Source organism: Streptomyces sp. NPDC046349 (genome assembly GCF_055587885.1).
The window spans coordinates 493,384-510,311 of sequence record NZ_JBVJFK010000004.1 but is presented as its reverse complement, the minus strand read 5'-3'; the positions used below and the strand labels follow the sequence as shown (position 1 = coordinate 510,311).

15 protein-coding genes and 1 pseudogene are annotated in these 16,928 nt (G+C 70.7%); 9 read left to right on the top strand and 7 right to left on the bottom strand.

Annotation, left to right across the window (positions count from 1 at the left end):
- Positions 1–8 precede the first annotated feature (8 nt).
- Both serS and ACZ6JS_RS12350 read left to right on the top strand, forming a co-directional pair.
- On the top strand, positions 9–1,286 hold the full coding sequence (gene serS / locus ACZ6JS_RS12355) for a serine--tRNA ligase (RefSeq protein WP_469297562.1): 1,278 nt from the start codon (positions 9–11) through the stop codon (positions 1,284–1,286).
- Entirely contained in the window at positions 1,283–2,095 is an 813-nt protein-coding gene (locus tag ACZ6JS_RS12350; RefSeq protein ID WP_469297561.1) for an HAD family hydrolase, read from the top strand. Before serS ends, ACZ6JS_RS12350 begins: the two co-directional genes overlap by 4 nt.
- Before the next feature lie 260 nt (positions 2,096–2,355).
- On the opposite strand, the gene ACZ6JS_RS12345 is transcribed toward ACZ6JS_RS12350, so the two are convergent.
- The 5 genes from ACZ6JS_RS12345 to ACZ6JS_RS12325 all read right to left on the bottom strand — a co-directional run bounded on the left by ACZ6JS_RS12345 (position 2,356) and on the right by ACZ6JS_RS12325 (position 6,605).
- A complete protein-coding gene (locus ACZ6JS_RS12345) occupies positions 2,356–3,006 on the bottom strand; it encodes a rhomboid-like protein (protein ID WP_469297560.1) in 651 nt (216 codons plus the stop codon).
- 83 nt (positions 3,007–3,089) lie between these two features.
- A complete protein-coding gene (locus tag ACZ6JS_RS12340) occupies positions 3,090–3,809 on the bottom strand; it encodes an ABC transporter permease (RefSeq protein WP_469297668.1) in 720 nt (239 codons plus the stop codon).
- 21 nt (positions 3,810–3,830) lie between these two features.
- On the bottom strand, positions 3,831–4,742 hold the full coding sequence (locus ACZ6JS_RS12335) for an ABC transporter ATP-binding protein (RefSeq protein WP_469297559.1): 912 nt from the start codon (positions 4,740–4,742) through the stop codon (positions 3,831–3,833).
- Positions 4,739–5,626, bottom strand: coding sequence for an ABC transporter permease subunit (locus ACZ6JS_RS12330; RefSeq protein ID WP_030839467.1), 888 nt, complete (start codon positions 5,624–5,626; stop codon positions 4,739–4,741). The genes ACZ6JS_RS12335 and ACZ6JS_RS12330 overlap by 4 nt, the downstream gene beginning before the upstream one ends.
- Positions 5,616–6,605: an ABC transporter ATP-binding protein gene (locus ACZ6JS_RS12325; RefSeq protein ID WP_469297558.1), complete on the bottom strand. Its 990-nt coding sequence runs from the start codon at positions 6,603–6,605 to the stop codon at positions 5,616–5,618. Before ACZ6JS_RS12325 ends, ACZ6JS_RS12330 begins: the two co-directional genes overlap by 11 nt.
- A gap of 215 nt (positions 6,606–6,820) precedes the next feature.
- Here ACZ6JS_RS12325 and ACZ6JS_RS12320 point away from each other — a divergent pair, with 215 nt between their 5' ends.
- The 4 genes and pseudogenes from ACZ6JS_RS12320 to ACZ6JS_RS12305 all read left to right on the top strand — a co-directional run bounded on the left by ACZ6JS_RS12320 (position 6,821) and on the right by ACZ6JS_RS12305 (position 10,621).
- Complete coding sequence (locus ACZ6JS_RS12320; RefSeq protein WP_469297557.1) at positions 6,821–7,693, top strand: M24 family metallopeptidase; 873 nt, start codon at positions 6,821–6,823, stop codon at positions 7,691–7,693.
- The gene (locus ACZ6JS_RS12315) at positions 7,690–9,489 is read left to right on the top strand and encodes an SDR family oxidoreductase (RefSeq protein WP_469297556.1); all 1,800 of its coding nucleotides are present in this window, start codon (positions 7,690–7,692) and stop codon (positions 9,487–9,489) included. The genes ACZ6JS_RS12320 and ACZ6JS_RS12315 overlap by 4 nt, the downstream gene beginning before the upstream one ends.
- A gap of 56 nt (positions 9,490–9,545) precedes the next feature.
- Positions 9,546–9,725: pseudogene (locus ACZ6JS_RS12310) on the top strand (hypothetical protein); the annotation flags it as partial.
- The gene (locus ACZ6JS_RS12305; RefSeq protein ID WP_469297555.1) at positions 9,707–10,621 is read left to right on the top strand and encodes a MerR family transcriptional regulator; all 915 of its coding nucleotides are present in this window, start codon (positions 9,707–9,709) and stop codon (positions 10,619–10,621) included. The pseudogene ACZ6JS_RS12310 and the gene ACZ6JS_RS12305, both read left to right, overlap by 19 nt.
- A gap of 161 nt (positions 10,622–10,782) precedes the next feature.
- Here ACZ6JS_RS12305 and ACZ6JS_RS12300 read toward each other — a convergent pair whose 3' ends face one another.
- A complete protein-coding gene (locus ACZ6JS_RS12300; protein WP_469297554.1) occupies positions 10,783–11,619 on the bottom strand; it encodes an aquaporin in 837 nt (278 codons plus the stop codon).
- Between the two features lie 143 nt (positions 11,620–11,762).
- Here ACZ6JS_RS12300 and ACZ6JS_RS12295 point away from each other — a divergent pair, with 143 nt between their 5' ends.
- Both ACZ6JS_RS12295 and ACZ6JS_RS12290 read left to right on the top strand, forming a co-directional pair.
- Positions 11,763–12,302 (top strand): RNA 2'-phosphotransferase, encoded by a 540-nt coding sequence (locus ACZ6JS_RS12295; protein ID WP_469297553.1) that lies wholly within the window; start codon positions 11,763–11,765, stop codon positions 12,300–12,302.
- Positions 12,303–12,421: 119 nt separating this feature from the next.
- Positions 12,422–14,947: a tetratricopeptide repeat protein gene (locus tag ACZ6JS_RS12290; protein WP_469297552.1), complete on the top strand. Its 2,526-nt coding sequence runs from the start codon at positions 12,422–12,424 to the stop codon at positions 14,945–14,947.
- A gap of 61 nt (positions 14,948–15,008) precedes the next feature.
- Here ACZ6JS_RS12290 and ACZ6JS_RS12285 read toward each other — a convergent pair whose 3' ends face one another.
- The gene (locus ACZ6JS_RS12285) at positions 15,009–15,914 is read right to left on the bottom strand and encodes an LLM class flavin-dependent oxidoreductase (protein ID WP_469297551.1); all 906 of its coding nucleotides are present in this window, start codon (positions 15,912–15,914) and stop codon (positions 15,009–15,011) included.
- A 124-nt stretch (positions 15,915–16,038) separates the two neighbouring features.
- Between ACZ6JS_RS12285 and ACZ6JS_RS12280 the strand changes: the two genes are divergently transcribed.
- Entirely contained in the window at positions 16,039–16,926 is an 888-nt protein-coding gene (locus tag ACZ6JS_RS12280) for a Cof-type HAD-IIB family hydrolase (RefSeq protein ID WP_469297550.1), read from the top strand.
- Positions 16,927–16,928 lie beyond the last annotated feature (2 nt).

Sequence of the window (16,928 nt, the reverse complement as noted above, 5' to 3'; positions counted from 1 at the left end):
CTGGAGGGGTGATTGACCTCCGGCTGCTCCGTGAAGACCCTGACCGTGTCCGCGCCTCGCAGCGCGCTCGTGGAGAGGACGTCGAACTCGTCGACGCCCTGCTCTCCGCGGACGAGCGCCGCAGGTCCTCTGGCATGCGCTTCGACGAACTGCGCAATGAGCAGAAGTCGCTCGGCAAGCTCATCCCGAAGGCCTCCCCGGAGGAGCGGACGGAGCTGCTGAAGAAGGCCGAACAGCTCAAGCAGGACGTCAAGGCCGCCGAGGCCGAGCAGAACGAGGCCGACGAAGCCGCCAAGCGTCTGCTCCTCCAGCTCGGCAACATCGTCCACGAGGACGTACCCGTAGGCGGAGAAGAAGACTTCACCGTCCTGGAGACGCACGGCACCATCCGCGACTTCGCCGCCGAGGGCTTCGAGCCCAAGGACCACCTGGAGCTCGGCGAACTGCTGGGTGCCATCGACGTCGAGCGCGGTGCCAAGGTCTCCGGCTCGCGCTTCTACTACCTGACCGGTGTGGGCGCCCTACTGGAGCTGGCGCTGGTCAACGCCGCGATCGCGCAGGCCACCGAGGCCGGCTTCATCCCGATGCTGACCCCGGCGCTGGTCCGCCCGCGTGCCATGGAGGGCACCGGCTTCCTCGGCCAGGCCGCGGAGAACGTCTACCACCTGGAGAAGGACGACTACTACCTGGTCGGCACCTCCGAGGTCCCCCTCGCCGCGTACCACATGGACGAGATCATCGAGGGCGACAAGCTGCCGCTCCGATACGCCGGCTTCTCCCCTTGCTTCCGCCGTGAGGCCGGTACGTACGGCAAGGACACCCGCGGCATCTTCCGAGTCCACCAGTTCGACAAGGTCGAGATGTTCTCGTACGTCGCACCGGAGGACGCCGAAGCCGAGCACCAGCGGCTCCTGGAGTGGGAGAAGCAGTGGCTGACGAGCCTGGAACTGCCGTTCCAGGTGATCGACGTCGCCACCGGTGACCTGGGGGCCTCTGCCTCGCGCAAGTTCGACTGCGAGGCGTGGATCCCGACCCAGGGCAAGTACCGCGAGCTGACCTCCGCCTCGAACTGCGACAGCTTCCAGGCCCGCCGCCTGTCGATCCGCTACCGCGACGGCAAGAAGACCCAGCCGCTGTCCACGCTGAACGGCACCCTGTGCGCGGTTCCGCGCACGATCGTGGCGATCCTCGAGAACCACCAGCTGGCCGATGGTTCCGTGCGGGTGCCCGAGGTGCTCCGTCCGTACCTCGGCGGCCGCGAGGTCCTGGAGCCGATCACCAAGTGAGTTCGGCCACGTTCCCGTACAAGCTCGTCGCGACCGACCTCGACGGCACGCTGCTGCGTGGCGACGACACCGTCTCGGAACGCACCCGTGAAGCGCTCGTCGCGGCCACCGCGGCGGGCGCGGCCCACATCATCGTCACCGGCCGCGCCGTGCCCTGGACCCGGCACGTACTGGACGATCTCGGCTACAAGGGGATCGCCGTCTGCGGACAGGGCGCCCAGGTCTACGATGCGGGCTCGCACCGCCTGCTGACCTCCGTGACGCTGGACCGGCAGCTCGCCGGGCTGGCGCTGTCGAAGCTGGAGGCCGAGGTCGGGCCGCTGGCCCTGGCCGCAAGCCGGGACGGGGTGGACGGCGAAGTCCTGTTCGGGCCCGGCTACCAGGTGCAGGAAGGCCTCCCGGCCGTCTACCTGGAGGACACCGCCGCGGTGTGGACGGCTCCGCTCAACAAGCTCTACATCCAGCACCCGGAGCTCGATGACGACCAGCTCGTCAAGGTGGCCCGGGAGACCGTGGGCAACCTGGTCGACGTCGTCATGGCGGGGCCGGGGATAGTCGAGATCCTGCCGCTGGGCCTGACGAAGGCCACCGGCCTGTCCCTGGCAGCGCGTCGGCTCGGAGTCAAGGCGGCGGAGACGATCGCCTTCGGCGACATGCCGAACGACATCCCGATGTTCGGCTGGGCCGCTCGGGGGGTGGCCATGGCCAACGCCCATGCCGAACTCAGGGCGGTGGCCGACGAGGTGACGGCTTCCAACGAGGAGGACGGGATCGCGGTGGTGCTGGAGCGTCTGCTGGGCGCCGCTTAGCGCCGCACGTACGGGAGGTCCGGGGTAGCCCGCGCCAGAAGGCGCGCTCGAAGTGGCTGCCCCGGACCTTTTGTTGCTCCCCGCACGGCTCACTCTGCCCCGCCCCGAAGCCCCGTACCAGCGATTTTCCGCGCCTCAGCCGCGGGTTGGACGGCGCTGCGCCGTAGGCGACGGCGAGCAAAGCCGGCCGGCGCAGGCGACTGTGCTCGCCCGGCCCGCGGAGCGCGGCGTCGCGAAAGCGGAGGCCGAGCAGTCACGTTTCACGTGAAACGCGTCGTTGTTTCACGTGAAACAACGTGGCGCGTGAGCGGCCAGCACAGCAGTCCGACGGCGAGCGCAATGGCGTGGCCGAGGGCGGTGAAAGTGCCGCCGGTGGCGAAGGGGATCCCGAAGAAGGCGATCACTCCGGCCAGGTAGAACCATCTCCAGGGTGTGGGGAGCCGGTAGCTGAGGACCCCGATGGAGGCCGCGAGCCCGTAGCTGACTCCTATGTCGACGACGTGGGTCATGCTGCGCGGGGCCCGGTTGTCCTGGATGGCCGTCAGGAGCACCTTCTGGCTGATCAGGGTGGCGACGACGTGGGCGGTGGCCACGATCACGAGCCAGCGAAGGGTTCCGAGCCAGCGTTCGACGGGTGCGTGGAACATCTCGAACAGCACGGCGTAGAGGGCGAGAGAGGCCGGGTTCTCGATCCAGAATGCACTGCTGATGAGGGCGCGCACCGGGCGCTGGACCAGCTGATGGATGTTGCTGCTGTTGCGTTGGAGCAGTACACGGTCCAGCTGGTCCGGTGCTATCGCGACGATGATGCTGGTCACAGCGATGATCAGCAGCCAGATGTGCGTTCCGGGCGAGGAACGTATCCAGGACCGCAGGGGCCTGGACGGCTCCGGGTCGGTGCGCTCGATCATGCACCGATGATGACCCGCAAAACTGTGCCCCGCCCGGCCGGTGGGCCGGGCGGGGCACAGGTGCGCGAGCGCTGCGGCCAGTCCTACTCCTCGCCTGCCAGCGTGAGGCGGCGCAGCTTCTGGCCTGCGTAGACGGTGGCTCCGACAGTGACCGCGACGAGCAGGACCGACGCCGTCGGCAGGGCCACCGTGGCGTCGACGTACCCCTCCCCGGCGACCTTCTCGGCCAGGGCCAGGGCCCACTGCTGGACGCTGAGTGTCTTGGCTCCCGAGACCAGGCTGCCGAAGAGTGACTCCCAGATCAGGGCGTAGACCAGGCCGAAGACGACTGCGTGCCGGCTGACCGTGCCGAGCAGCAGGAAGAGGGCGCTGTAGGCGATCGAGGCCACGAGCGCGGCGATCGTGTAGGCGACGGCGATCTGCTGGCCGTTGCCGTTGAGGATGAATCCGGCGATCAGGGTGGGGATCGCGGAGAATGCCATGGTGACGGCGATCGCCACGATCAGCTTGGTCATGATGATCTTCGGGCGCTTCACCGGCTTGGCCAGCAGGTAGACGATGGAGCCGTCGTCGATCTCGGGTCCGATGGCGCCGGTACCGGCGATGACACCGATCAGCGGGACCATGGTGGCGAGGGCGAAGCCCCCGAGGAGGTCGGCAGCGACCTTGTCGTCCACACCGACGAAGGCACGGACGACGAAGGCGATGACGATCAGCAGGGCGGGAAGTGCGAAGAGGATGAGCGCGCGGCGCCGACCGAGCAGGGCCCGGTAGGTGAGCCGGGCAACGGTGGGGTCGTACACGTACATGGGTGCCAGCTCCTTTCAGGCCGTGACGAGGTAGGAGAACACGGACTCGAGGGACTCGTCGGAGGGCGAGACCGTCAGCAGTCGGATGCCGTGCTGCCGGGCCACCAGGGGCAGCAGCTCGGTGAAGCGGCCGAAGTCGACGGCCTGGATGCGCAGTGCACCCTCCTTCAGGTCGACCTCGATGCCGGCCGTGGAAGGGTCGGCGATCAGGGCTGCGGCGAGCGACCGGTCGTCGGAGGAGCGGACCAGGTAGCGGTGCGGTCGGTCCGTCATCAGGCGACGGATCTTGCGGAAGTCACCGGAGGCGGCGTGCCGGCCGGCCACGACCACCTCGATGTGCGAGGCGAGCTGTTCGACCTCCTCCAGGATGTGGGAGGAAAACAGAACGGTGCGTCCTTCGGCGCCCATGCGTCGCAGCAGGTCCATCAGCTGCATGCGCTGGCGGGGGTCCATGCCGTTGAACGGCTCGTCCAAGAGCAGGACGGACGGGTCGTGGACGAGGGCGGACGCCATCTTCACGCGCTGGCGCATGCCCTTGGAGTAGGTGGAGATCTTGCGGTCCTGCGCGTACTCCATCTCGACGGTGGCGAGAGCTCGCTGCGCGGCCGCGTCGTCGAGGCCGTGGAGCTCGGCGTTGGCGACGACGAACTCACGGCCGGTGAGGAAGTCGTACATCGCCTCGCGCTCGGGCACGACGCCCACGTGCTTGTAGATCTGCTCGTTGCGCCAGATCGGGGCGCCGTCGAGGGTGACGGTGCCCGTGGAGGGGGCGAGGAAGCCGCCCATCATGTTGATGAGGGTGGACTTGCCGGCGCCGTTGGGGCCCAGCAGTCCCGTGACGCCGGGGCCGATGTGCATGGTCACGTCGTTGACGGCGACGACGTTCCCGAACCAGCGGGAGGTGTGGTCGATATCGATGGTGGTCACAGCCCGGCCTTCCGGTAGCGGGCCATCAGGGCGGCGTAGGAGCCGGCGATCAGGCCGAGGGCGACGAGCAGGTAGACGAAGCCGATACCGGCCGAGGGGCCCTCACCACCGGGGAAGGCGGAGGTGGCGCCGAGGAACGCGGTCTGCACGCCGTCGATCAGAGTGATCGGGGAGAAGAGGCCCATCCAGTCGATGGCTCCGGCGTTCCCGGTGCTGTAGGCGATGCCCTGCACCGCGGTGACCGCCCCGTAGGGGATCAGGAGCACTGCGATGATCGCGGCGACGCCGAACCCGCGGCGTGGCGTGAGCGCGGCCATCACCAGGCCGATCCCCGAGAAGAGCAGCGACAGCAGCAGAACCGACACGAGTCCTTGCCCGAATCCCTTGGTCTGGTCGGCGAAGTCGAACTTCGCCAGGAGCGCGCCGATCCACATGATCAGCAGCGGGGTCGCGGTGAGGATGAACATGGCCGAGGCCATGGCCGCGTACTTGGCCACGACGTAGTCGACGCGCTCGATGGGCCGCGAGAAGTAGAGCGGGACCGTCTTGAAGCGCAGGTCTCGCGAGACGGACTGCGGCGCCTGGGAGGCGAGGTAGAGGCCGATGACCACCTGCGTGGTCAGGGCATACGTCGTGTACTTGATCGGCAGGTCGGTGGAGCCGGGCACCGCGATGGCCACTGCGACGATGATGAGCGCCGGAACGCACATCACCGCGAAGAGCAGCATCGGGAGGACCTTGGACTTGGCGGACCGGCCGAGCCCGTAGGCGCCGCGCAGGGACTGCGAGAACAGCGACGTGCGGGCGTAGGCGCGGCCGAGCCGGGGTCCGTCGTAGGACCGGTAGCCGATGTTGTGGATCTGTGTCGACGTCTCAGGCGCCATCGGAACCGGCTCCCTTCTGCTGAGCGGTGTACACGGGCTGGTCGTTGTCGCGGAAGACCTCCGCAATGTGGTGGCGGCGCTGTTCCATCCGGACCAGGCCGATGCCCAGCTCCGCGACGGTGTCGCGGATGGTGTCGTAGGTGTGCTCGCCGGTGGCCTCGACGAGGAGGATGTGGCCGGCGCCGGGCAGGCCCTGCTCGGCGCCGGCGTGCAGGGTGAGGCCCGCCTCGGTCAGCGCTTTGCGCAGGGCGGTGGTGCCGTCCGGGTGGGCGTCGGAGTCGGTGACTTCGACCGCGAGGGTCGTGGTGGTCTGGGTGAAGTCGCTGGTGGAACTGGAGCGCAGCAGCTTGCCGCCGTCGACTACCACGACATGGTCGCAGGTCCTCTCCAACTCGCCGAGGAGGTGGGATGTGACCAGGACGGAGATGCCGAAGTCGGTGTAGACCCGGCGGATCAGACCGAGCATCTCGTCACGGCCGACCGGGTCCAGGCCGTTGGTCGGCTCGTCGAGGAGGACCAGCTGGGGGTCGTGGACGAGGGCCTGGGCGAGCTTGACGCGCTGCTTCATGCCGGTGGAATAGCCGCCGATGGGCCGGTAGCGCTCCTCGTACAGCCCGACATGGCGCAGGGTGTCGGCGGTGCGCTCGCGGGCCGCGGTCGGCGGCAGCCCGGACATGCGTGCCATGTGGACGACGAACTCGGTGGCCGAGACGTCGGGTGGCAGGCAGTCGTGTTCGGGCATGTACCCGACGCGTTCACGGATGGCGCTGCCATGCGTATTGACGTCGAGGCCGAGCACGGCGGCGCTGCCCTCGGTGGCGGGGGACAGTCCCAGCAGAATCTTGATCAGCGTGGACTTGCCGGCTCCGTTGGCGCCAACGAGCCCGGTCACGCCGGGGCCGATGTCCAGGGAGAGCCGGTCGAGGGCGGTCACTCGGGGGTACCGCTTGCTCAGGCTTTCAGTCGCGATGACAGTCACGGATCCGACGTTAGTGGCGCGGCTCTCGTGAGGCGTCAGACCTGGAGCTGGATCCCGTCTCCGCCTTCAGGCGTACATGCCCGTACTGGAGGCTGATGTGGACCGGACAACTTCGTCCACAGGTCCGTGCACGGCCCTTGACGTGATCTCCGCTCATTGTCACATTCATCAGTGTCAACTTACGGGCGCGTACGGCTACACGGATGGACGGCGACATGGCTGGGGACACCAGGCAACGCACCGCACGGGACTCCGGACGGCTCTCCGCCGACCTGAGCGGCTTCAGAGAGGTGCAGCGCCTCTCGTACGAGTGCGCCGAGGCGGTCGCTGCCCAGCTGCGGCCCGGAGTGACGGAGCGCGAGGCCGCGCGCATGCAGCGCGAGTGGCTGCGCGACCGTGGCGTGCGGGACTGGTTCCACCTGCCGTTCGCCTGGTTCGGGGACCGCACCGCCTTCGCGAACTTCCGGATTCCCCTGCAGTTCTTCCCGACCAACCGGCGGCTGGAGCCGGGCATGCCGTTCATCCTCGACATGGCGCCGGTCTACAAGGGCTTCTCGGCGGACATCGGCTACTCGGGCAGCCTCGGCCTGAATCCGGTGCAGGACCGGCTCATGTCCGATCTGCAGGCGCACCGGTCGCTGATTCTGGAACAGGTGCGCGAGCGCCGCTCCCTGCGCGAGATCTACGAGGAGGTCGAGCGGCTGATGAACCGGCAGGGGTATGCCAACCGGCACCGCGCCTACCCGTTCGGCGTGATAGCCCACAAGATCGATCGGGTGAAGGAGCGACGCTGGTCGCCGACCGCGTTCGGATTCGGCACCCAGTCCCTCAAGGGGCTGGCCAGTGACGCCCTGCGCGGGCACCGTGAGGGCTGGTCCCCGCTGTGGAGCCCCTACCACTTCTCCGACCATCCGCCGCAGCCCGGCCTGTGGGCGGTGGAACCGCACCTCGGCTTCCGGGGCACCGGCGCGAAGTTCGAGGAGATCCTCGTGGTCACCGACTCACGGGATCCCGAGGAGAGCGCGTTCTGGCTCGACGACGATCTGCCGCACGTGCGGCGCTGGGCCGAGGAGGAGAAGGCAGCATGAGCGGCATGAGCGGCATGGGTGGAGCAGGAGCGGCGGGGCTCGAGGGTGCGCGGGAGAGCTGGGTGCGCACCGGCGGGATCGAGTTGTGCGTGGTCGAGCTGGGCGAGAAGGGCCGCCCGACCGTGCTGCTGGTGCACGGCTACCCGGACAGCAAAGAGGTCTGGACAGAGGTCGCCGAGCGGCTCGCGACCCGCTTCCACGTCGTGCTCTACGACGTACGCGGCCACGGGCGCTCCACCGCGCCGCAGCCGCTGCGCGGCGGCTTCACCCTGGAGAAGCTGACCGACGACTTCCTCGCGGTGGCGGACGCGGTCAGTCCGGACCGGCCGGTGCACCTGGTCGGCCACGACTGGGGTTCCGTGCAGGGCTGGGAGTTCGCGACGGTCGGCCGTACGGAGGGGCGGATCGCGTCCTTCACCTCGATGTCGGGGCCTTCCCTGGACCACTTCGGGCACTGGATCAAGAAGCGCATGGCGCGGCCGACTCCGCGTGCGGCGGCGCAGCTCCTCGGGCAGGGCGCCAAGTCCTGGTACGTCTACATGCTGCACACACCCGTGCTGCCGGAGCTCGCCTGGCGCGGACCGCTCGGCAAGAGGTGGCCCGCGATGCTGCAGCGCGTCGAGAAGGTACCGGCCGGCTCCTACCCGACGGCCTCGCTGCCCTCGGACGCGGCGCACGGCGCCTGGCTCTACCGCGACAACGTGCGCCCGAGGTTGCGCCGGCCGCGCTCGGACGCCTACGCCCATGTACCGGTGCAGCTGATCACTCCGACCGGGGACGCGTTCCTGTCGGAGCGGCTCTACGACGGCCTCGAGCGGTGGGCTCCGGACCTGCTGCGGCGGACCCTGCCCGCCAAGCACTGGATACCGCGCACCCGGCCCGACCAGCTGGCCTCCTGGATCGCCGACTTCGTCACGGCCCGGGAGGAGCCCACCTCGCGGGCACCCGAGCAGAAGGCCCCGGCCAAGTACGCCGACCGTTTCGGCGGTCAACTGGTCCTGGTCACCGGCGCGGCCAGCGGCATCGGCAGGGCCACCGCCTTCGCCTTCGCCGAGGCGGGAGCACGGGTGGTGGCCGTGGACCGGGACGCGGAGGGCGCGGCGCGCACGGCCGACATGGCGCGGCTCGTCGGCGCCTCCGAGGCGTGGGCCGAGTGCGTGGACGTCAGCGACGAGCAGGCGATGGAGAAGCTGGCGGTGAAGGTCGCGGCCGAGTACGGCACCGTCGACGTCCTGGTCAACAACGCCGGGATCGGCCTGTCCGGACCCTTCCTCGACACCACCGCCGAGGACTGGAAGAAGGTCCTCGACGTCAATCTGTGGGGGGTCATCCACGGCTGCCGGATCTTCGGGAAGCAGATGGCCGAGCGCGGCCAGGGCGGGCACATCGTCAACACGGCCTCGGCCGCCGCCTATCTGCCCTCTCGGACCCTGCCCGCCTACAGCACCTCGAAGGCCGCGGTGCTGATGCTGTCGCAGTGCCTGCGCGCGGAGCTCGCCTCGAAGTCCATCGGCGTCTCCGCGATCTGCCCCGGCATCGTCAACACCAACATCACCGCCACCTCGCGCTTCGCCGGGGTGGACGAGGCCGAGGAGAAGCGCCGGCAGGAACGCTCCTCGCGGCTGTACGGCATGCGCAACTTCCCGCCGGAGAAGGTCGCCGACGCGATCCTGCGCGCCGTGGTCCGCAACGAGGCGGTGGTGCCGGTCACGCCCGAGTCCAAGGGGGCCCTGTGGATGTCCCGCTTCACGCCGCGCGTCCTGCGGCGCATCGCACGCCTGGAACCCCGGCTGTGAGCGGGGGCCCGTATCCGATCGCCCCGCGCCGGGTGCCCTCCGACTGAGGTAGGCCGTGGAGAGAGCTCGGCACGGCCATACCCCGCTACTTCCGGCGGTCGTACCATCCCTCGCAGGAGGGCTCGCTGCGCAGGGCGGTCGAGCACCTTGCGGCTTCATCTGCCGTCCGGGCCGCAACCGGCGCGGCCGGCCGAGCCGCGTGTCGTAGGGAGCGGGATTGTCCGATCAGGCGGTAGCCGAGTACCGGATCGAGGATCTGGCGCACCACAGCGGAGCGACGGTGCGCACGATCCGCGCGTACCAGGACCGCGGTCTGCTGCCCAAGCCGGAGCGGCGCGGCCGCTCCAACGTCTACCGGGACACACACCTGGCGCGGTTGCGCCAGATCGCCGACCTCCTGGACCGCGGCTACACCCTGGCCTCCATCAAGGAACTGCTGGAGGCCTGGGACGCAGGGCGCGGGCTGGGCGGAGTACTGGGGCTGGTCGCCGAGGTGCACGGGCCGTGGACCGACGAGGAGGCGGCCCGGATCAGCCGTGCCGAGCTGCACGAACGGTTCGGCGGCCTGCCGGACGACGAGGCGGTGCGCGAGGCCTGCGAGCTGGGTGTGCTGGAGCGGATCCCGGGACGCCCGGACCAGTTCCTGGTGCCATCCCCGCAGGAGCTGGCGGTGGCGGCCGAACTGTACGCGGCCGGGGTGCCGCTCGCGGCCATCACCGGCCACTTGCGGGAACTGCGCGGGCAGGTGGAGCACATCGCCTCGCGATTCCTGGAGTTCACCACCGAGCACGTCTTCGCGCGTTACCTCGGGCAGGTGCCGCCCACAGACGCGGACGCCGCGGAGGCGGCGGCTATGGTGCGGCGGCTGCGGCCGCTGGCCCAGCAGACCGTGGACGCGGAGCTGGCGCGGGCGATGCGACTCTTCGCGACCCGGCACCTCCAGCGGCACCTGGGAGCGGCCGGGGGACCGGACCCGACGGGCCCTTCGCCGGTGGCGTTGCCGGCCGGGACGGTTCGGGCGGTGCAGGAGCTGGTCGGGGCCGACCACGTGGCGGAGTTCGTGCGCGCCGCGACGGAGCGGGAGCTCCAGGCCCGGACGATGAACGATCTGGCGCGCCGGGGTGACCGGTAGCGGGATGCCCCGTCCTGGGACGGCCGACAGCGCGGTGACCCGTGGCGGCTGAGCGGACCCGGTCCACAGGTTCCACAGGGCGGATCACGCGTTTGCCGTCAAAACCCGCCCAAACGGCTGTGGACAAGTCCCCTTTTCCTGTGGGCAACTGAGACGGCGTCTCAGCCGATGGTCCGGTACGCGGTCCTGTCGGGGCCCACGCCTTCCGCCGGCCCGGCCCCGGGGATCACGGCCGGCACGGCTGCCCCGCCCGGCCCCGGCTCGGCCTCGCGGGCCTCGAGGCCCCCGGGGTCCTCGATCTCGGCAGCGTCCTTCGCCCGGGTCCCGTAGAGGAAGGCCGCCAGGGCCAGACCGAGGATCCCGCCGAGGAACTGGGCGGCGATGAAGCCCGGCAGCGATCCGGGCGAGATGCCGGTGAAGGAATCGCTGAAGCTGCGCCCGATCGTGCCGGCCGGGTTGGCGAAGGAGCCGGACGAGGTGAACCAGATCGCGGCTGCGATGTACGCGGCCACCGCCGCCGGGACGAGACCGGCGCGCCCGATGCACCCCAGCCCCTGGATCACCAGGACGAGGCCGGCGGTGGCGATCACCTCGCCGACGAGCAAGTGGCCCCCGTCGAGCGCCTGGGTGGCGAAGGCGCCGGGGGTCCGGCCGAACATGGCCTCCGCGACAACCGCGCCGCCGATGGCTCCGGCCGTCTGGGCCACGACGTAGACGACCGCCTCGCGGCCGCCATGCCCCTCGCCGCCGGTCCTGCGGGCCCACCAGGAGGTGAGGGTGACCACCGGGTTCAGGTGGGCGCCGGACAGCGGCCCGAAGAGGGTGATGATCAGCCCGAGGCCGATGGCCGACACGAACGAATTGGCGATGAGGGCGACACCGGTGTCGGGGCTGAGCTCGGCGGCCTTGAGCCCGGAGCCGATCACGACCACGAGCAGGCCGGCGGTCCCGATCAGCTCGGCAGCCGCACGGCGTGGCAGAGAGGAATGGGCTGTCATGGTTTCTCCCCCAGGCAGACGTGATAGTGGAAAATATATTCCGCATCTTGGAATGACGGTAGAGGGAGTCCACAGGTCGTATCCCGCCGGGCGGCGACGAAAATGCCTGCCGGAGGCCTTCACGAGCGGGCACGCTGGGGTCCATGGATGAAAGACGCACCGTGAAGGTGTCCAAGTACATCTCGAAACACCTGCGGCACCAGCCCGAACGGATCGGACTGACGCTCGATCCGCACGGCTGGGTGGAGATCGACGATCTGCTGAGCGCAGCCGCAGCGCACGGCTTCCACTTCAGCCGCGCCGAGCTCGACCACGTGGTGGCCGCCAACGACAAGCAGCGGTTCGCCGTCGTCGGCACCCGCATCCGGGCCAGCCAGGGCCACACCGTCGCCGTGGACCTGGACCTTCCGGAGGCCGAACCTCCCGCCTACCTCTACCACGGCACCGTGGCCGCCGCCCTCGACTCGATCCGCGCCGAGGGCCTGCGTCCGATGGCGCGCCACCACGTGCACCTGTCCCCCGACCGGGAGACCGCGACCCGCGTCGGCTCGCGCCGCGGCCGGCCCGTCGTCCTCAGCATCGACGCCGGGGCGATGCGGGCGGCCGGGCATGTCTTCCGGATCAGCGCCAACGGGGTGTGGCTGGTGGACGCCGTGCCGCCGCAGTTCCTGCGCTTCCAGTAGCCCGGCCGGCAGCCCCTGCGCGGACGCCTGGTGCCGAACTGTGGCTGGCCCATGCCACGGGCGACGACGAGCGGGCGGAGCGTGCCTTCCGGAGCTGGCTCGCGGCGGAGCGCGACGACATGAGCGACTGCCAGGCCTGCGAACTCGGGGGTCAGGGCCACTACGCCGTCCTGCAGGGCGAGGACACCGAGGCCCTGGAACTGTGGCGGCCGGTCCTGACGGGGAAGCTGGTGTGCGCCGAGGAGCCTCACCGCGTCCTCGCCAGTTCGCTGCTGCCGCTGCTGCGGCTCGGCCGGACCGACGAGGCGCGTTCGAACCACCTGCGCGGCTACCGCATGGCACGCGGCAACGAGAGCCTCCTGCCGTCGGTCGGCAAGCACATCGAGTTCTGCGCGCTCACCGGCAACACCTCGCGCGGCCTGGAGATCCTGGCCGAACACGCCTCCCACGTGGCGCCCCTCGCGAACCTCGACGACCGGCTGGCCTTCCACGGCGGCATCCTCGTCCTGCTGCACCGCCTGCGGGAACTGGGCCACGGGGATCTCCCGGCCGTCCCCTACGAGGGCATTCCCCGCACCGTCGCCGGGCTGTACGAGGTGCTGTACGCGGGCTGCCTGGACGTCGCCGGCCAGTTCGACGCGCGCAACGGCACCACGCGAATCTCGCAGCGATTCCTCGCCCGGGTCGTCCGGGAGCCGCTGGCGGCGGACCTGCCGCTGGGGGTGCGCAGCACCGGGCTGCCCCGGCCGACCGCCTCCCCCGTGGAGGCCGCTCCCGCCGTGCCGGGGCCGGACACGGCGACGCCCACCGGTTTCTCCGAGCTGGTGGCCCGGGCCCGCAGCGCCCGGGACCTGAGCCATCCGGATGCGGACGCACTGTGGGCGCAGGTGGCCCTGCGGCTGGACGCGCAGCCGGGTACGGACGCGCTGGTCCGCGCAGACCTCGCGGACCAGCAGGCGCTGGCCGCCGCGCGGCGCGGGGCCGAAGAGGCGCCCGAACTCCTGGCCGCCGTCCGGGACGAGTACCGGGCGCTCGGCCGGGCGGAGCGGGCATCCCTCGCGGAGCTGCGGATGGCGGGCGCGGCCGCCCAGTCCGCAGCCGCGCCCGCCGAAGTCCGCGAACTGCTGCGGGCAGCCCTGCGATCCGCCGAGGCACTGGACCACGCCGAACCACTACGGGCGCGGCGGATCGCCCTCGCAGAGCTGTCGGCGATCCGGCTCGAGTCGTACCTGCGCACGGTGGAGGCATCCAGCCCGGGCGGGCAAGCCGGCCACGGCCATTCCCACGACGAGGACCAGGAACACGGTCACGGTGAGCTCGCCGCCGAGCTGACCGCCTTCATCGCCGCCCACGAAGAAGCCGCACCGGATCTGGTGGCGGAAGCAGAGGAGATGCTGGGCCGGGTGACCCTGGCACAGGGCGACCCGGAGCGGGCCCTGTGCCTGCTCGCGACGAGCGCCGCGCGGGCGATCACGGCGGGCCGCCCCTGGCAGGCGGTGGACCCGCTGGTGCTGCGGGCCGGGGTGCTGATGTCGCTGGACCGCACCGAGGAGGCGGAGCAGGCGGCACGGTCCGGGCTGGAGCATGCCGCCGCGCTGACCGATGCCGAGGCGCAGGGCGTCGTACGGCTGACCCTCGCGGACATCCTGCTGCGGCGGGGCAGCACGGCGGCGGAGGCCGCGGCGCACGCACTGACCGCGGCCCACTGGTTCGACCGGGCCGGTCTGGGGCCCGACGGCGGTGCGCAGGCCCGGCTCCTCCTCGCCAGGGCGTACGCGCGGGAGGAGCGTACGGCAGAGGCCGCCGAGGTACTGCAGTCGACGCTGCCGGACCTGCTGGAGCACGGCGACGGGCAGACCGTGTTCGTACGGGAGTTCCTTGGGGACCTGCTGCGGCGGCTGGGCGAGCTCCGCCCCGCGGCGGAGCAGTACCTGCTGGCGGCGGAGGTGACCAAGGGCTGGGAGGACCCCCGCCCACAGGCGAGCCTGGCGCAGTCGGCTGCCGACGCCCTGGACGACGCGGGGCTGGCCGAGGAGGCGGTCGCCGCCTATGAGCGGGCCCTGGAGCTGCACCGCAGGACGGGCGCCGACCCTGTCGCCGAGGTGCGGGTTCTGCGCTCCCTGGCCTGGCTGGGGATGCGCGAGGAGATCACCGCAACGGCGGTACACCGTGCCCGCGGGCGTATGGAGGAGGCCGCGGCGGTACTGGAGGCGGCCCTCGCCGCCGGTCCCGGAGCCCCAGCCCTGCGGTCCGAACTCGCCCAGACCTGGCATCAGCTGGCGCAGGTGCTCGACCGGTACGTCGCCACCGCGCGGGAGGCCGACGGGAACGACGACACCGGCCCCGCCCGGCCGGCCCCGCTGAGCCCGGCGCAGGTCGACGCACTGCGCCTGGAGGAGATCGAGCTGTGGGACCGGGCAGGCCGCGCCTACGCTGAACTCGGCCCGGACCACCTGCGGGACCGGTTCCAGTGCCTGAACAACGCGGCCTGGACGGAGCAGGAACGCGGCGACGCGGAAGCGGGGGCGGCCCGGGTCACCGCGCTGATCGAGGAGGCCCGGGCGCTCCCCGAGGGCGAGGTGCCGGACTGGCTCCTGCCCTCCGCCGAGCGGCTGCTCACGCAGCTGGACGGCCGACACGGGTAACGGGCCCGGAATCCCACACCGGTTGTCGCCGCTCCGTGCGGCAGCGGCGACAACCGGTGGATCAGCGGTCGAGCTGCGCCAGGGCCTCGGTGGCGATCTTCTCGAAGACGGCCTCGTCCGCGGCGAAGTCGGAGTCCGGGATCGGTGCGTGGATCACCAGCTCCGTGAATCCCAGCTCGCGGTGCCGTCCGGCGAAGTCGACGAACGCGTCCACGGACGCGAGCACGGTGTTGGCTTCGGGGGTGAAACCGGTCAGCAGGATCTTCTCCATGGGCTCGGGGGCCCGGCCGATCTCCACGAAGGCCTTCTCAAGCCGTTCGAGCTGCCCTCGCAGAGCCTCCAGCGACTGCTCCGGCGTGCCGCTCTCGAAGAGCTTCGGGTCGCCCGTGGTCACCCACGCCTGGCCGTACCGGGCTGCGAGCCGCAGACCGCGCGGTCCGGTCGCGGCAACCGCGAACGGCAGCCGCGGCTCCTGCACACAGCCGGGAAGGTTGCGGGCCTCCTCGGCGGAGTAGAAGGTGCCCTCGTGGCTCACGGACCCCTCGGTCAGCAGCCGGTCCAGCAGCGGCACAAACTCGGCGAAGCGATCGGCGCGCTCACGCGGGGACCACGCCTCCTGACCCAGGGCTGTCGCGTCGAACCCGTTTCCACCGGCGCCGATACCGAGGGTGACACGGCCGCCAGATACGTCGTCCAGGGTGATGAGGTCCTTGGCGAGGGTCACCGGGTGACGGAAGTTCGGCGAGGTGACAAGCGTGCCCAGGCGCATCCGCTCGGTGGCGGCGGCCGCCGCGGTCAGGGTGGGCACCGCACCGAACCAGGGGCCGTCGCGGAAGGTCCGCCACGACAGGTGGTCGTAGGTGTAGGCGGTGTGGAACCCGAGCTGCTCGGCGCGCAGCCACTGGTCCCGACCCCCCTCGTGCCATCGTCGTACCGGAAGGATCACCGTGCTCAGACGCAGACTCATGCATGGAGCCTACGACTGGCCGATGTTTCACGTGAAACACATCCCTCAGACGTGTTTCACGTGAAACACCGCCCATGGCCCACCGAGGCGGCCTGGCTTGATCATGGTCTGGTTGTCCCCGCCCATGGGCGAAGATGGAGCCGTGACCTCGGCTCCTCAGTGCCCGGACGGGCAGACCCCCACGCCCCGGCTCATCGCCACCGACCTCGACGGCACCTTGCTGCGGGATGACCAGTCCGTCTCGCCGCGTACCGTCGCCGCGCTCGCCGCCGCCGAGGAGGCGGGAATCGAGGTCTTCTTCGTCACCGGCCGCCCCGCTCGGTGGATGGACGTGGTCGCCGACCATGTCCACGGCCACGGCCTCGCGATCTGCGCCAATGGCGCGGCGGTCGTCGACCTGCACGCCGGACGGGAATTCGTACAGGTCAGAGCCCTCCCGCGGGCGGCAGCCCGCTCCGTCGTCGAAGCCCTGCGCGTGGCCGCACCCGGCACGTCCTTCGCGGTCGAGCTGACCACCGGCATCAACTACGAGCCGGCCTACCCGCCCTTCTTCAAGGATCCGGGCGCCAAGTTCGCGCCCGCCGAGCAACTGCTCGATGAGAACCCGGACGGAAGTGCCGCACCCGTTCTCAAACTCCTGGCACACCACTCCGAGATCACTCCGGACGAGTTCCTCGCACTGGCCCGCTCCGCCGCCGGCGCACACGCATCGATCACCAGGTCCAGCCCCACGGCTCTGTTGGAGATCAGCGGGCACGGCGTGTCCAAGGCGAGCACCCTGGCCCTGTGCTGCGCCGAGCGGGGCATCGCCCCCGCCGAGGTCGTCGCCTTCGGGGACATGCCGAACGACGTCGAGATGCTCAGCTGGGCCGGATCCTCCTACGCGATGGGCAACGCCCACCCCGATGTGATCGCGGCGGCGTCCGGCCGGACGGTGGCCAACAACGAGGACGGGGTCGCCCTCGTCATCGAGCGCATCCTGGCGGAACGTTTGGCACGGCACCAGGCCTAAGG

What these genes read in the sequence shown, in the direction of transcription:
- ACZ6JS_RS12345 (WP_469297560.1), bottom strand. Translation starts at nt 3,006, where the DNA reads ATGATCGAGCGCACCGACCCGGAGCCGTCCAGGCCCCTGCGGTCCTGG.
- ACZ6JS_RS12330 (WP_030839467.1), bottom strand. Translation starts at nt 5,626, where the DNA reads ATGGCGCCTGAGACGTCGACACAGATCCACAACATCGGCTACCGGTCC.
- ACZ6JS_RS12320 (WP_469297557.1), top strand. Translation starts at nt 6,821, where the DNA reads ATGGCTGGGGACACCAGGCAACGCACCGCACGGGACTCCGGACGGCTC.
- ACZ6JS_RS12315 (WP_469297556.1), top strand. Translation starts at nt 7,690, where the DNA reads ATGAGCGGCATGAGCGGCATGGGTGGAGCAGGAGCGGCGGGGCTCGAG.
- ACZ6JS_RS12300 (WP_469297554.1), bottom strand. Translation starts at nt 11,619, where the DNA reads ATGACAGCCCATTCCTCTCTGCCACGCCGTGCGGCTGCCGAGCTGATC.
- ACZ6JS_RS12295 (WP_469297553.1), top strand. Translation starts at nt 11,763, where the DNA reads ATGGATGAAAGACGCACCGTGAAGGTGTCCAAGTACATCTCGAAACAC.
- ACZ6JS_RS12290 (WP_469297552.1), top strand. Translation starts at nt 12,422, where the DNA reads ATGAGCGACTGCCAGGCCTGCGAACTCGGGGGTCAGGGCCACTACGCC.
- ACZ6JS_RS12285 (WP_469297551.1), bottom strand. Translation starts at nt 15,914, where the DNA reads ATGAGTCTGCGTCTGAGCACGGTGATCCTTCCGGTACGACGATGGCAC.
- ACZ6JS_RS12280 (WP_469297550.1), top strand. Translation starts at nt 16,039, where the DNA reads ATGGGCGAAGATGGAGCCGTGACCTCGGCTCCTCAGTGCCCGGACGGG.